Below are 14,735 nucleotides of genomic sequence, written 5' to 3' on the forward strand. Positions count from 1 at the left end.
AACACATGTCTGTAAAATGGGAAAAACAAGAAGGCAACGAAGGCGTATTAACGGTTGAAGTTGATGCGGATACGTTCAAAACAGCTCTTGATGATGCATTTAAAAAAGTAGTAAAACAGGTTTCTATTCCTGGATTCCGCAAAGGGAAAGTTCCCCGCGGTTTATTCGAACAGCGTTTCGGCGTTGAAGCTCTTTACCAGGATGCTTTAGATATTTTACTTCCTGTAGAATACCCTAAAGCGGTTGAAGAAGCCGGCATTGAACCTGTAGACCGCCCTGAAATCGATGTTGAAAAAATCGAAAAAGGCGAAAGCTTGATTTTCACTGCAAAAGTGACTGTAAAACCGGAAGTGAAACTTGGCGACTACAAAGGCTTAGGAATCGAAAAAGATGACACTGCCGTTACTGACGAAGATGTACAAAACGAACTTAAAGCGCTTCAAGAGCGTCAGGCTGAGCTTGTCGTGAAAGAAGAAGGCGCTGTTGAAAACGGCGATACAGTCGTTCTTGACTTCGAAGGTTTCGTTGACGGCGAAGCGTTTGAAGGCGGAAAAGCTGAGAACTACTCACTTGAAGTAGGATCAGGTTCATTCATCCCGGGCTTCGAAGAGCAGTTAACAGGCCTTGAAGCAGGCGCTGAAAAGGATGTTGAAGTAACATTCCCTGAAGAGTACCACGCTGAAGAGCTTGCCGGAAAACCAGCTGTTTTCAAAGTGAAAATTCATGAAATCAAAGCGAAAGAGCTTCCTGAGCTTAACGACGAATTCGCAAAAGACATTGACGAAGAAGTTGAAACGCTTGCTGAATTAACTGAGAAAACAAAAAAACGCCTTGAAGAAGCAAAAGAAAACGAAGCTGACGCTAAATTGCGTGAAGAGCTTGTTCTGAAAGCATCTGAAAACGCTGAAGCTGATGTTCCTCAAGCGATGATCGACACTGAGCTTGACCGCATGCTGAAAGAATTCGAACAGCGTCTGCAAATGCAAGGCATGAACCTTGAGCTTTACACTCAATTCTCAGGCCAAGACGAAAACGCGTTAAAAGAGCAAATGAAAGAAGATGCCGCAAAACGCGTAAAATCAAACCTGACTCTTGAAGCGATCGCTCAAGCTGAAAACCTTGAAGTAACAGACGAAGAAGTTGAAGCTGAGCTGACTAAAATGGCTGAAGCTTACAACATGCCGGTTGAAAACATTAAGCAGGCAATCGGTTCAACTGACGCGATGAAAGAAGATTTAAAAGTTCGAAAAGCAATTGATTTTCTTGTAGAAAACCGTTAATATGGTTCATAATAATAGACATAATAAAACAGGGCGCGATTAATTCGTGCCTTGTTTTGTACAATTATGATATAACTCTTTTTCTTGGGGCAAGATAGTCATTGCCGGGCTGTTTTTCGTCATACATATAGAATGTGCAAGTGCGAAACACATTGTTACCGTCTTACTGGAAAGTATGGTAAAATGCAATACATACTCGATCGTAGCAAGAACCGTTTTCTTTTGCCCTTCAGGTAAAAGAAAAAGTGAGACAAGATTAAGGGGTGAAAGAATGTTTAAATTCAACGAGGAAAAAGGACAATTGAAATGCTCGTTCTGCGGAAAAACGCAAGATCAGGTTCGTAAGCTGGTTGCAGGACCGGGTGTATATATATGCGACGAATGTATTGAGCTCTGTACAGAAATCGTAGAGGAAGAGCTTGGTACAGAAGAAGAAGTCGAATTTAAAGACGTTCCGAAGCCGCAGGAAATCCGTGAGATTCTGAATGAATATGTCATCGGACAGGATCAGGCGAAGAAATCACTTGCGGTTGCGGTATACAACCATTACAAACGCATCAATTCCAACAGTAAAGTGGATGATGTCGAGCTTTCTAAAAGTAATATTTCTTTAATCGGACCGACTGGAAGCGGGAAAACACTTCTTGCCCAGACGCTTGCGCGTATTCTGAACGTGCCGTTTGCGATCGCGGACGCTACATCTCTGACTGAAGCCGGATATGTCGGTGAGGACGTGGAAAACATCCTCCTCAAGCTGATTCAGGCAGCAGACTATGATGTGGAAAAAGCAGAAAAAGGCATTATTTATATCGATGAAATCGATAAAGTAGCGCGAAAATCTGAAAACCCGTCCATTACACGCGACGTATCAGGCGAAGGCGTTCAGCAGGCGCTGCTGAAAATTCTTGAAGGAACGGTTGCAAGCGTGCCGCCTCAAGGAGGACGCAAACATCCTCATCAGGAATTCATCCAGATCGATACGACGAACATCCTGTTCATTTGCGGCGGTGCATTTGACGGCATCGAACAAATCATCAAACGCCGTCTCGGACAAAAAGTCATCGGCTTCGGCTCTGATAATAAAGCGGCAGACCTGGAAAAAGAAGAACTGCTTTCTAAAGTTCTTCCTGAAGACTTGCTCCGTTTCGGTCTGATTCCTGAATTCATCGGCCGTCTTCCTGTCATTGCAAGCCTTGAGCAGCTTGACGAAACGGCACTGGTTGAAATTCTGACTAAACCGAAAAACGCACTCGTCAAACAATACAAGAAAATGTTAGAACTTGATGATGTCGAGCTTGAATTTGAAGACGAGGCATTATCTGAAATTGCGAAAAAAGCGATCGAGCGTAAAACAGGCGCACGCGGCCTGCGTTCTATCATTGAAGGCATCATGCTTGACGTCATGTTTGATCTGCCGTCCCGCGATGATATTGAAAAATGTGTCATTACCGGAGCGACAGTCGCAGATGGTGAAGCACCGCGTCTTGTATTAAAAGACGGCACAGTTGTCGGCCAAGATAAAACATCAGCATAACATGACAAAACCTCCTGACTCGAATTGATCAGGAGGTTTTTTTTCTTGTCCTGACCCTTCTGAAAATGTTTATTCCGGGCTTTGCTGGGAGATACTAGCGGACAGAGGAATGAATTGGATACATAAATCGTTTTTTCAGGAGGGACCAGCATGAGTTGGACAGGGATCGCATTATTTGTACAGCTGTTTTTCGGGATAGTCATCGGATTATATTTTTGGAATCTGCTCAAAAACCAGCGTACACAAAAAGTGACGATAGATAAAGAATCAAAAAAAGAAATGGAACAGCTGCGCAAAATGCGCGCCATCAGTTTATCAGAACCTTTATCAGAAAAGGTGCGGCCGAAAAGCTTTCAGGACATTGTCGGCCAGGAAGACGGAATTAAAGCGTTAAAAGCAGCGCTTTGCGGACCGAACCCGCAGCACGTCATTATTTACGGTCCTCCGGGAGTCGGAAAAACGGCTGCGGCGCGGCTGGTATTGGAAGAAGCGAAAAAACATAAACAGTCACCGTTTCAAAAGCAGGCTGTTTTTGTTGAACTTGATGCGACGACCGCGCGGTTTGATGAACGGGGGATTGCCGATCCGCTTATCGGTTCAGTGCATGATCCGATTTATCAGGGAGCGGGAGCGATGGGCCAAGCAGGCATTCCGCAGCCGAAACAGGGGGCTGTGACCCATGCTCACGGCGGGGTATTGTTTATTGATGAAATCGGCGAGCTTCATCCGATTCAGATGAATAAAATGCTGAAGGTGCTTGAAGATCGAAAAGTATTTTTAGACAGTGCGTATTACAGTGAAGAAAATACGCAAATACCGAATCACATTCATGATATTTTTCAAAATGGGCTTCCGGCAGATTTCCGTTTGATCGGAGCGACAACGAGAATGCCGAATGAAATTCCGCCGGCCATCCGTTCGCGCTGTCTTGAAGTATTTTTCCGCGAGCTGGAAAAGGATGAACTTAAAATCGTTGCGAAAAAAGCAGCCGACAAAATTCAGAAAGAGATTTCTGACGAAGCTCTCAGTGTGCTGACCACATATACGAGAAACGGACGTGAAGCCGTCAATATGATCCAGATCGCCGCCGGCATGGCGGTGACTGAGGACAGAAAAGAAATTACGACAGAAGATATAGAATGGGTTGTTCATTCCAGTCAGCTTACACCTAAAAATGAGCAGAAAATCGCCGATGAACCGCAAGTCGGCATCGTGAACGGACTTGCCGTCTACGGGCCGAACAGCGGCGCATTGCTGGAAATTGAAGTGAATGTCACACCTGCGCAGGACAAAGGAAGCCTGAATATCACGGGAATTGCAGAGGAAGAAAGCATCGGCAGCCAATCGAAGTCGATCCGCCGCAAAAGCATGGCGAAGGGATCTGTAGAAAATGTTCTGACGGTTCTGCGCACAATGGGCATCAAACCTTCAGACTATGACATTCACGTCAATTTTCCGGGCGGAGGCCCGATTGACGGACCTTCAGCAGGTATCGCGATGGCCGCGGGGATTTTTTCCGCGATTCACCGCATCCCGATCGACCATACGGTGGCGATGACGGGAGAAATCAGCCTGACGGGGCTTGTCAAACCGATCGGCGGCGTCATTCCGAAAATTAAAGCCGCAAAACAGGCCGGAGCAAAAACGGTCATTATCCCATATGAAAATCAGCAGTCCATTCTGAAACGAATAGACGGAATCACCATTAAAGCGGTAAAAACGTTCCAGGAAGTGCTGGACGTCATATTGGTTGACCCTCCTTCAGAACAAAAACCGTTTGATATCCAAATGAATAAAGAATCCGTATAAACCCCATTTTTATAATGGGGTTTTTTTATGGAGGACATCTTTTCCTTTTTCAGAACAGAAAGAAAGGGTATACTACGAAGAGACTGTTTTATATACAGGGCAGGCGGATAAGCCGGTTTTGCCCGATCCCGGAATTGTACAACGATGAAAAAGTTGTATTATAATGGTTCATACTAAAGTCACGGAGGTGTCAGTCACATGGCAGAAGATACAAAACGCAGCATCCCGCTCCTCCCTTTAAGAGGCTTATTGGTATACCCGACAATGGTTTTACATTTAGATGTAGGCCGTGACAAGTCGGTTCAGGCTCTTGAACAGGCAATGATGCATGATCATATGATTTTTTTAGCCACTCAGCAGGATATTTCGATAGACGAACCGGGTGAAGAGGATATTTTCGCCGTCGGCACTTATACAAAAATTAAACAGATGCTGAAGCTGCCCAACGGTACGATCAGAGTGCTTGTAGAAGGAATTCAGCGGGCGCAGATCCTTGAATACACCGAGCTCGAAGATTATACTTCGGTCGATATACAGCTGATGCATGAGGATGATTCAAAAGACGTGGAAGACGAAGCGCTTATGCGGACGCTGCTGGACCATTTTGACCAGTACATAAAAATTTCTAAAAAAATCTCCGCAGAAACGTATGCGGCTGTGACTGATATTGAAGAGCCCGGCAGAATGGCGGATATCGTCGCTTCTCATCTCCCGCTGAAATTAAAGGACAAGCAGGACATTTTAGAAACGGCGGATATTAAAGAACGTCTGAATAAGGTCATCCGCTCCATTCATAATGAAAAAGAAGTGCTGGAGATTGAGAAAAAAATCGGCCAGCGCGTCAAACGTTCGATGGAACGCACTCAAAAGGAATACTACTTGCGTGAACAGATGAAAGCCATTCAGAAGGAGCTTGGCGACAAAGAAGGAAAAACCGGCGAAGTTCAGTCGCTCACGGAAAAGATAGAAGAAGCAGGCATGCCTGAGCGTGTCAAAGAAACGGCGCTTAAGGAATTAAGCCGTTACGAAAAAGTGCCGTCAAGCTCAGCGGAAAGCTCTGTTATCCGCAACTATATTGACTGGCTCATCGCCCTTCCGTGGTCGGATGAAACAGAAGATAAACTTGATATTAAAAAAGCCGGGGAAATCTTAGATAAAGAGCACCACGGCTTAGAGAAAGTGAAAGAGCGGATTTTGGAGTATTTGGCCGTGAAACAGCTGACGAAAACGCTGAAAGGGCCGATTCTTTGTCTGGCCGGACCTCCGGGAGTCGGTAAAACATCTCTTGCAAAATCAATCAGTACGAGCATGGGGCGCCGTTTTGTGAGAATTTCACTGGGCGGAGTGCGCGATGAGTCTGAAATCCGCGGGCACCGGCGTACATACGTCGGAGCGATGCCGGGCCGTATTATACAGGGGATGAAAAAAGCCGGCAAACAAAATCCGGTTTTTCTCCTGGATGAGATCGACAAAATGTCGTCTGATTTCAGAGGCGATCCGTCTTCAGCGATGCTTGAGGTGCTGGATCCGGAACAAAACAGCACATTCAGCGACCACTATATTGAAGAGACGTTCGATTTATCGAAAGTGCTGTTTATCGCGACTGCGAATAACCTTGCTTCCATCCCGGGCCCTCTCAGAGACAGAATGGAGATTATCAGCCTGTCAGGCTACACTGAAAACGAAAAGCTGGAGATCGTGAAGGACCACCTGCTTCCGAAACAAATCAAAGAGCACGGGCTCACAAAGAGCAGCCTGCAGATTCGGGACCAGGCGATTACGGACATCATCCGCTACTACACGAGGGAAGCCGGCGTGAGAACGCTTGAACGCCAGATTGCCGCCATTTGCCGAAAGGCTGCAAAAGCCATTGTGTCTGAGGAGAGAAAACGCATTACCGTTACAGAGAAAAATCTGGCCGACTATCTCGGAAAACGGATATTCAGATACGGACAGGCGGAAACCGAAGATCAAATCGGGGTTGTCACGGGGCTTGCGTATACGACGGTCGGCGGAGATACGCTGTCAATCGAAGTGTCATTGTCACCGGGAAAAGGAAAGCTGATTCTGACCGGGAAGCTTGGAGATGTCATGCGGGAATCAGCACAGGCCGCTTTCAGTTATGTCCGCTCGAAAGCGGAACAGTTCGGAATCGACCCGAAATTCCATGAGAAGTATGACATTCATATCCATGTCCCTGAAGGAGCGGTGCCGAAAGACGGCCCTTCTGCCGGAATTACGATGGCCACGGCGCTCGTTTCAGCATTAACGGACCGTGCGGTAAAACGCGAAGTCGGTATGACGGGAGAAATTACGCTGCGGGGCCGCGTGCTTCCGATCGGCGGACTGAAAGAAAAGGCGCTCGGCGCGCACAGAGCGGGCCTGACCACTATTATTGCGCCTAAAGATAACGAAAAAGATATAGAGGATATTCCAGAAAGCGTCAGAGAAGGACTGAAGTTTATATTCGTTTCTCACCTGGATGACGTTTTGGAACATGCCTTAGTAGGAGAGAAGAAATGAAAGTCACAAAGTCAGAAATCGTGATCAGCGCGGTCAAACCCGAACAGTACCCTGATGGGGGGCTTCCGGAAATCGCGCTGGCGGGAAGATCAAATGTAGGAAAGTCATCTTTTATCAATTCATTAATCAATCGGAAAAACTTGGCCAGAACGTCATCAAAACCGGGGAAAACACAGACCCTAAACTTTTACATCATCAATGATGAATTGCATTTTGTCGACGTTCCCGGGTACGGATTTGCGAAAGTTTCCAAAAGCGAGCGGGAAGCATGGGGGAGAATGATTGAAACCTATATGACGACCCGCGAAGAGCTGAAAGCCTGCGTGCAGATTGTCGATCTCAGGCACGCGCCGTCTGCTGAAGACGTGAACATGTATGAATTCCTGAAGTATTACGGCATTCCCGTCATCGTTATCGCGACAAAAGCGGATAAGATTCCAAAAGGAAAATGGGACAAGCACTTAAAGGTTGTCAAACAGACGCTTGATATGGATCCTGAAGATGAGCTGATTTTATTTTCCTCTGAAACGAAAAAAGGCAAAGATGAAGCATGGGGAGCCATTAAAAAAATGATCAGCCGGTAATGAAAAACCCAAAACGCAGTGCGTTTTGGGTTTTATCGTATAGTTTTGTTCCGCTTGATAAACAATAATAAAAGGCTGATTCCGATGAAAACATACGGCCAGTATGTTTTGAAGTGTTCCGTCGGAATATGGACGGACTCCAGCCACGCCGTAATTTGTTTAAAGAAGTATAAAAAGAGGGAAAAACCAATCATGGCAACCGCTTCGTATACATATTCTTTTCTGGCTGCCGCAAATAAGGAGAACCCGAAGACGAAGAGAATCATTTCAAAATCTCCCGGCCACCATGAGAGCTCAGGTTTGGCGAAAAAGTGTAAACCTATGCCGAAAAGAAGCATGCCGATCAGGACGTGAGGCCCGGCCGCTTCCTTTTTGCCCTGATACAAGAGCACAGCGCCCAAAAGCATAAGGAGCACCGGCCATTCCCCCTGATTCGCAAACAGGTGAACCTGTCCGCTCTGAAGCCATGCGAATAATGAAGCGGCAAGCAGAAGTCCCGGTAATAAAATTGATGTTTTTTTCATCCTGTCACCTACCCGCAGTAAAGGATTTTTAGTATGATGATTACAGTGGAAACGAGCTTTTTATACTATAGCATAACATTTTTGAAATCTGTTCACATTTTCCCGAAGAAACTATGTTATAATCATTATAAATAATAAATTCTATGTTAGAATGATTATAAATAAATTGCGATGTACGGGGGTGCATGAAAGCGATGCATATTCTTGTTGTGGGAGTAGATTATAAATCCGCCCCTATTGAAATACGCGAAAAAATAAGTTTTCAGCCGGATGAGCTTGCAGAAGCGATGCTCCGTTTAAAAGGAGAAAAAAGTGTTCTTGAAAACATTATCGTGTCAACCTGCAACCGCACCGAAATATATGCGGTGGTCGACCAGCTTCATACCGGCCGTTATTATATAAAGACATTTTTATCCGAATGGTTCTCGCTGCCGAAAGAAGAGCTGTCTCCGTTTCTGAAATTTTATGAGAGCGACGCGGCGATCGAGCATTTATTCCGTGTGGTGTGCGGCTTGGATTCCATGGTCATCGGGGAAACGCAAATACTCGGCCAGGTCCGCTCAAGCTTTAAAACGGCGCAGGCAGAGAAGACGATCGGCACCGTTTTCAATGAGCTGTTTAAACAGGCGGTGACCGTCGGCAAACGCACGCATGCCGAAACCGATATCGGCGCCAATGCCGTTTCCGTCAGTTACGCCGCCGTTGAACTCGCGAAAAAAATCTTCGGCTCATTGTCAAATAAGCACATTTTGATTCTCGGTGCGGGAAAAATGGGCGAGCTCGCCGCAGAAAACCTGCACGGTCAGGGCATCGGCAAAGTAACGGTCATCAACAGAACGTTTTTGAAGGCAAAAGCGCTTGCTGACCGTTTCTCCGGAGAAGCGCGCAGCTTAAACCAGCTTGAACATGCACTTGCTGAAGCTGATATTTTAATCAGTTCGACAGGCGCAAGTGATTTCGTCGTGTCTAAAGAAATGATGGAGAGAGCGGGCAGACAGCGGAAAGGCCGCCCGTTATTTATGGTGGATATCGCTGTGCCGAGAGATCTCGATCCGGCGCTGAACGATCTTGAAGGTGTTTTTCTGTATGATATTGATGACCTTGAAGGAATCGTTGAAGCCAACTTACAAGAACGCCGTGAAACCGCTGAAAAAGTCGAGCTGTTTATTGAAGCGGCAATTGTTGAGTTTAAGCAGTGGCTTAATACGCTCGGCGTCGTGCCGGTCATTTCGGCGCTGCGTGAAAAGGCGCTGTCCATCCAGTCCGATACGATGCAGAGCATTGAGCGCAAGCTGCCTCATCTGACGGTAAGAGAGAAAAAACTTCTCAGCAAACATACGAAAAGCATCATTAACCAAATGCTGCGCGACCCGATTCTGAAAGCGAAAGAGCTTGCGGCTGAAGCGGATTCAGATGAAAAGCTGAAGCTGTTTATGCAGATATTCGATATTGAGGAAGAGGCCGGCCGCCAGCTGGACAAAAGCCTGGATAACCGCCAGACGGTTCATTCGTTTCAAAAGGCAGAAGCAAAAACGGGCTTACGTCCGCTTGTAAGTGAGTGAGGGCTGTATGATTGATACAGCAATGGCAAGACTTAATGAAGCGACAATTGTTATTTATGCAGTAAGCGTCCTTTTTTACTTTATAGATTTTCTTCAACACAACCGGAAGGCTGGGAAAATGGCCTTCTGGTTGCTTTCTATTGTCTGGACTCTGCAAACTGTCTATCTTTCTTATTTCATGTGGCAGACGGGCAGATTTCCGGTCTTGAATATTACGGAGGCCCTTTACTTTTATGCGTGGGTGCTTGTCACGCTCTCACTTGTGGTCACGCAGATTCTGCGCGTTGATTTTATCGTGTTTTTCACGAATGTCATCGGTTTCTCGATGATTGCGATCCATACGTTTTCACCGACGGATCAGCATTCGGCCGCTTTTTCCGGCCAGCTGGTCTCGGAGCTTTTGGTCATTCATATTACAATGGCGATTCTGTCTTACGGCGCTTTTTCCCTTTCTTTTGTCTTTTCGCTTCTTTATCAGTTTCAATACTCTTTATTAAAGAAGAAAAAGTGGGGAAAATGGCTGTTGAGAATTGAAGATTTGTCAAAACTTGATTATATGGCTTACGTTTTAAATGTCATCGGGGTTCCGATGCTGCTGTTGAGCCTGATATTAGGCGTGATCTGGGCGTATGTGTCGCTGGAAACGCTGTACTGGTTTGATTCAAAAGTGCTCGGCTCGTTTATTGTGCTGCTTTTATACAGCTACTATTTATATATCAGAATGATTAAGGAACTGCAGGGAAAAGTGGCGGCGTTATGGAATTCAGCATGTTTTCTCGTGCTGATGATTAATTACTTCCTGCTCGGAAGCCTGTCGCAATTCCATTGGTTCAGTTAACGCACGCGCCCAAACAGATTCGGGAGGAAAGAAAATGAGAACGATTAAGGTAGGTTCCAGACGGAGCAAACTGGCTATGACCCAGACAAAATGGGTGATTAACAAACTGAAGGAATTGAACCCTTCCTATAACTTTGAAATCCGGGAGATTGTCACAAAAGGCGACCGCATCCTCGATGTTACACTGTCAAAAGTGGGCGGCAAAGGTTTGTTTGTCAAAGAGATTGAACAGGCGCTGCTGCATCAGGAGATTGATATGGCGGTTCACAGCATGAAAGACATGCCCGCCGTTTTGCCTGAGGGTCTTGTCATAGGATGCATACCGAAACGTGAGGATCCGCGTGATGCGCTGATTTCAAAGGGGCATCAAAAGCTGGACGACATAAAAGAAGGGGGCATCATCGGCACCAGCAGTTTAAGAAGAAGCGCCCAGATTCTTGCTGAACGCCCTGATCTTACAATTAAGTGGATCAGAGGCAATATCGATACGAGACTTCAAAAGCTTGAAACGGAAGATTACGATGCTATTATTTTAGCGGCTGCGGGACTTTCAAGAATGGGCTGGAAAGATGATGTCGTATCTGAATTTCTCGAACCGGCCCGCTGTCTGCCTGCGGTCGGCCAAGGCGCTCTTGCCATTGAATGCAGAGAGTCGGATGAGGAGCTTTTGAAGCTGTTTGCGCAATTTACCGATGAGTATACGCAGCGCACGGTGGCAGCCGAACGGGCTTTCTTACACGCGATGGAAGGCGGCTGCCAAGTGCCGATAGCCGGGTATGCGTCCGTCAATGACCGGGATGAGGTTGAATTGGTCGGTCTTGTCGCGTCTCCGGACGGAAAGACGATTTATAAAGAAACAGCGGCGGGACATGATCCGGAAGAAATCGGTAAACGCTGTGCGGCGATGATGTCTGAAAAAGGAGCCAAAGCACTAATCGACAGCGTAAAACAGGAGCTCGATCAGGATGGCAAATGACCTTCCTTTACAAGGAAAGACCGTGCTTGTCACTCGGAACAAAAGACAGGCCGCTCCGTTCCGAAAAAAAGTGGAGGCGCTCGGCGGAACGGCTGTTTCCGCTTCGCTGATCGCTTTTCAGGAAGCGCTCCCGGATGAATGTGCGGACAGTCTGCGGGAAGACCTTTCTGAGCCGGGATGGCTTGTGTTTACAAGCGTAAACGGTGTCCGGTTCTTTTTTTCCTATCTTGATCGTCACGGTCTTGCGCTTTCGGGACGGAAAAAAATCGCAGCCGTCGGTGAAAAGACTGCGCGCGCCCTGAAAGAGCGGGGAGCCCGGACGGATGCGATGCCTGACGAGTATGTGGCGGAATGTCTGGCTGATACTTTAAAACGGCACGCATCAGCTGCCGAACCCATTTCAGTGATAAAGGGCAATTTATCACGCGATGTCATAAAAGCGGAGCTTGAGCCGCTTGGCTATCAAATAAGGGAATGGGTGTTATACAATACCATTCAGGATGAAAAAGGCATGGACGAGCTGAGACGGGCTGCATCCCGCTCTCATTTTGATTTTATTACGTTTACCAGCTCATCGGCGGTGCATACGTTTATGCACGCGGTCGGAGACGGAGAAAAAGCGTGGGAAAACAGCGGTGCGAGCTATATCAGCATCGGCCCTTTGACAGAGAAAGCGCTCTTGGAATACGGGATCTCATCCCATGTGCCTGACACTTATACGATTGAAGGCATGCTGGACGTCATGTGCAGCATGTCGGGAAAGGATTGATAATGATGAATCAAACATTTAACAGACACCGCCGTTTGCGCTCGAACGCTGCGATGAGAGATTTAGTAAAAGAAACACGTCTTCACCCCTCAGATTTTATTTACCCGTTATTTGTCGTTGAAGGACTCGAAGGAAAAAAAGAAGTTCCTTCCATGCCGGGGGTTTATCATGTATCACTTGATTTGTTAAAGGATGAAATGGCTGAGCTGATATCGCTCGGCATTAAGTCGGTCATCGTTTTTGGCGTGCCGGAAGAAAAAGACGCCTGCGGAACCCAGGCTTTTCACGATCACGGCATTGTGCAGAAAGGGATTGCTGAAATTAAAAAGCATTATCCTGAAATGATCGTAATCGCTGATACGTGTCTCTGTGAATACACGGATCACGGCCATTGCGGCGTCGTGAAAGACGGAGAAATCCTCAATGACGAGTCGCTTGAACTGCTGGCTCAGACAGCCGTCAGCCAGGCCAAAGCCGGCGCTGACATCATCGCTCCTTCAAATATGATGGACGGTTTTGTCACAGTGATCAGGGAAGCGCTCGACAAAGAAGGATTCACGAATATTCCGATCATGTCTTATGCCGTAAAATATTCAAGTGAATTTTACGGTCCGTTCCGCGACGCGGCTGACAGCACGCCGCAGTTCGGAGACCGAAAAACATATCAGATGGATCCGGCCAACCGCTTGGAAGCGCTCCGTGAGGCTGAATCAGACGCGGCAGAAGGCGCTGACTTTTTAATCGTCAAACCGTCTATGTCATACTTAGATATTATGCGTGATGTGAAAAACCGCCATCACCTGCCGCTGGTCGCATATAATGTGAGCGGGGAGTATTCCATGGTGAAAGCGGCAGCCCAAAACGGCTGGATTAAAGAAAAAGAAATGGTGCTGGAAATTTTAACGAGCATGAAACGTGCAGGAGCCGATCTGATTATGACGTATCATGCAAAAGACGCAGCAAGATGGCTTGCTGAGTAACGATTTCATTTGACGGGAGCTGAGGCAGATGAGAAGCTATGAAAAATCAAAAGCCGCTTTTAAAGAAGCGCAGAAACTGATGCCGGGCGGAGTGAACAGCCCGGTGCGCGCGTTTAAATCAGTCGATATGGACCCGATCTTTATGCAGCGCGGAAAAGGATCGAAAATTTTTGATATTGACGGCAATGAATATATCGACTACGTCCTGAGCTGGGGGCCGCTCATTTTGGGCCACACGAACGACCGGGTCGTTGAAAGCCTGAAAAAAGTAGCCGAGAACGGGACAAGTTTCGGAGCATCTACTGAGGTGGAAAACGAACTGGCCAAATTGGTCATTGACCGTGTGCCGTCTGTTGAAATCGTACGGATGGTCAGCTCCGGCACAGAGGCGACAATGAGCGCCCTGCGTCTGGCAAGAGGATATACCGGCCGCAACAAAATTTTGAAATTCGAAGGCTGTTACCACGGCCATGGTGATTCACTGCTGATCAAAGCGGGATCCGGAGTGGCGACACTCGGCCTTCCGGACAGCCCGGGCGTGCCGGAAGGAATAGCAATGAATACGATTACCGTTCCATACAACGACTTGGAAAGCGTTGCACTCGCATTCCGGGAGTACGGTGAAGATATTGCCGGGGTCATTGTTGAACCGGTAGCAGGCAATATGGGCGTTGTTCCGCCGCAGGAAGGCTTTTTACAAGGACTTCGCGACATGACGGAACAGTATGGCGCGCTGCTCATTTTTGATGAGGTCATGACCGGTTTTCGCGTGGATTATAACTGTGCGCAAGGGTATTTCGGCGTGACGCCTGACTTAACGTGTCTCGGCAAAGTCATCGGCGGCGGTCTTCCTGTCGGTGCGTATGGCGGAAAAGCTGATATTATGGAACGAATCGCGCCGAGCGGTCCTATCTATCAGGCGGGAACATTGTCAGGAAATCCGCTTGCCATGACAGCGGGACTTGAGACGTTACAGCAGCTCACACCTGAATCTTACCAAGAATTTGTGAAAAAAGGCGATATGCTTGAAGAAGGCATTTCAAAAGCAGCTGCAGCACATGGCATTCCGCACACGTTTAACCGGGCGGGTTCAATGATCGGCTTCTTTTTCACAAATGAGCCTGTCATTAACTATGAAGCAGCCAAATCATCTGATTTAAAGCTGTTTGCCAAATATTATAAAGGGATGGCTGATGCAGGCGTATTTCTGCCGCCGTCTCAATTTGAAGGATTGTTTCTCTCCACTGCGCATACAATGGAGGATATTGAAAAAACCATTCAAGCCGCTGAGAAAGTGTTCCAGGCGATCAGCCGCTGATACGGAAAAGCCGATGCAAGCAAGACTTGTATCGGCTT

At 47.0% G+C, this 14,735-nt stretch carries 12 protein-coding genes; 11 read left to right on the forward strand and 1 reads right to left on the reverse strand.

Features of this window, described 5'->3' with window-relative positions:
• The first annotated feature begins 5 nt into the window (after positions 1-5).
• The 5 genes from tig (at position 6) to yihA (ending at position 7,730) form a co-directional block, all read left to right on the forward strand.
• A complete protein-coding gene (gene tig, locus V7728_RS05560) occupies positions 6-1,280 on the forward strand; it encodes a trigger factor (protein ID WP_003152618.1) in 1,275 nt (424 codons plus the stop codon).
• Positions 1,281-1,551: 271 nt separating this feature from the next.
• Complete coding sequence (gene clpX / locus V7728_RS05565; protein WP_007408149.1) at positions 1,552-2,814, forward strand: ATP-dependent protease ATP-binding subunit ClpX; 1,263 nt, start codon at positions 1,552-1,554, stop codon at positions 2,812-2,814.
• A 150-nt stretch (positions 2,815-2,964) separates the two neighbouring features.
• A complete protein-coding gene (gene lonB / locus V7728_RS05570; RefSeq protein ID WP_012118116.1) occupies positions 2,965-4,623 on the forward strand; it encodes an ATP-dependent protease LonB in 1,659 nt (552 codons plus the stop codon).
• Between the two features lie 198 nt (positions 4,624-4,821).
• The gene (gene lon / locus V7728_RS05575) at positions 4,822-7,146 is read left to right on the forward strand and encodes an endopeptidase La (RefSeq protein WP_052827698.1); all 2,325 of its coding nucleotides are present in this window, start codon (positions 4,822-4,824) and stop codon (positions 7,144-7,146) included.
• Positions 7,143-7,730: a ribosome biogenesis GTP-binding protein YihA/YsxC gene (yihA, locus tag V7728_RS05580; RefSeq protein ID WP_003152626.1), complete on the forward strand. Its 588-nt coding sequence runs from the start codon at positions 7,143-7,145 to the stop codon at positions 7,728-7,730. The genes lon and yihA overlap by 4 nt, the downstream gene beginning before the upstream one ends.
• Before the next feature lie 32 nt (positions 7,731-7,762).
• On the opposite strand, the gene V7728_RS05585 is transcribed toward yihA, so the two are convergent.
• Entirely contained in the window at positions 7,763-8,254 is a 492-nt protein-coding gene (locus V7728_RS05585; protein ID WP_015240316.1) for a hypothetical protein, read from the reverse strand.
• 194 nt (positions 8,255-8,448) lie between these two features.
• On the opposite strand from V7728_RS05585, the gene hemA reads away from it, so the two are divergent.
• The 6 genes from hemA to hemL are packed head-to-tail and all read left to right on the forward strand — an operon-like array spanning position 8,449 to position 14,697.
• Positions 8,449-9,816: a glutamyl-tRNA reductase gene (gene hemA / locus V7728_RS05590; protein ID WP_082998891.1), complete on the forward strand. Its 1,368-nt coding sequence runs from the start codon at positions 8,449-8,451 to the stop codon at positions 9,814-9,816.
• 7 nt (positions 9,817-9,823) lie between these two features.
• Positions 9,824-10,654 (forward strand): cytochrome c biogenesis protein, encoded by an 831-nt coding sequence (locus tag V7728_RS05595; protein WP_007408154.1) that lies wholly within the window; start codon positions 9,824-9,826, stop codon positions 10,652-10,654.
• Positions 10,655-10,688: 34 nt separating this feature from the next.
• Positions 10,689-11,630: a hydroxymethylbilane synthase gene (hemC, locus tag V7728_RS05600; RefSeq protein WP_015240314.1), complete on the forward strand. Its 942-nt coding sequence runs from the start codon at positions 10,689-10,691 to the stop codon at positions 11,628-11,630.
• Complete coding sequence (locus V7728_RS05605; RefSeq protein WP_020956156.1) at positions 11,620-12,399, forward strand: uroporphyrinogen-III synthase; 780 nt, start codon at positions 11,620-11,622, stop codon at positions 12,397-12,399. The genes hemC and V7728_RS05605 overlap by 11 nt, the downstream gene beginning before the upstream one ends.
• A gap of 5 nt (positions 12,400-12,404) precedes the next feature.
• Entirely contained in the window at positions 12,405-13,379 is a 975-nt protein-coding gene (gene hemB, locus V7728_RS05610; protein WP_099567284.1) for a porphobilinogen synthase, read from the forward strand.
• A 28-nt stretch (positions 13,380-13,407) separates the two neighbouring features.
• Entirely contained in the window at positions 13,408-14,697 is a 1,290-nt protein-coding gene (gene hemL / locus V7728_RS05615; protein WP_021494394.1) for a glutamate-1-semialdehyde 2,1-aminomutase, read from the forward strand.
• The last annotated feature ends 38 nt before the right edge of the window (positions 14,698-14,735 follow it).

The organism is Bacillus sp. JHAA, assembly GCF_036961585.1.
Classification (GTDB): Bacteria; Bacillota; Bacilli; order Bacillales; family Bacillaceae; genus Bacillus; species Bacillus velezensis.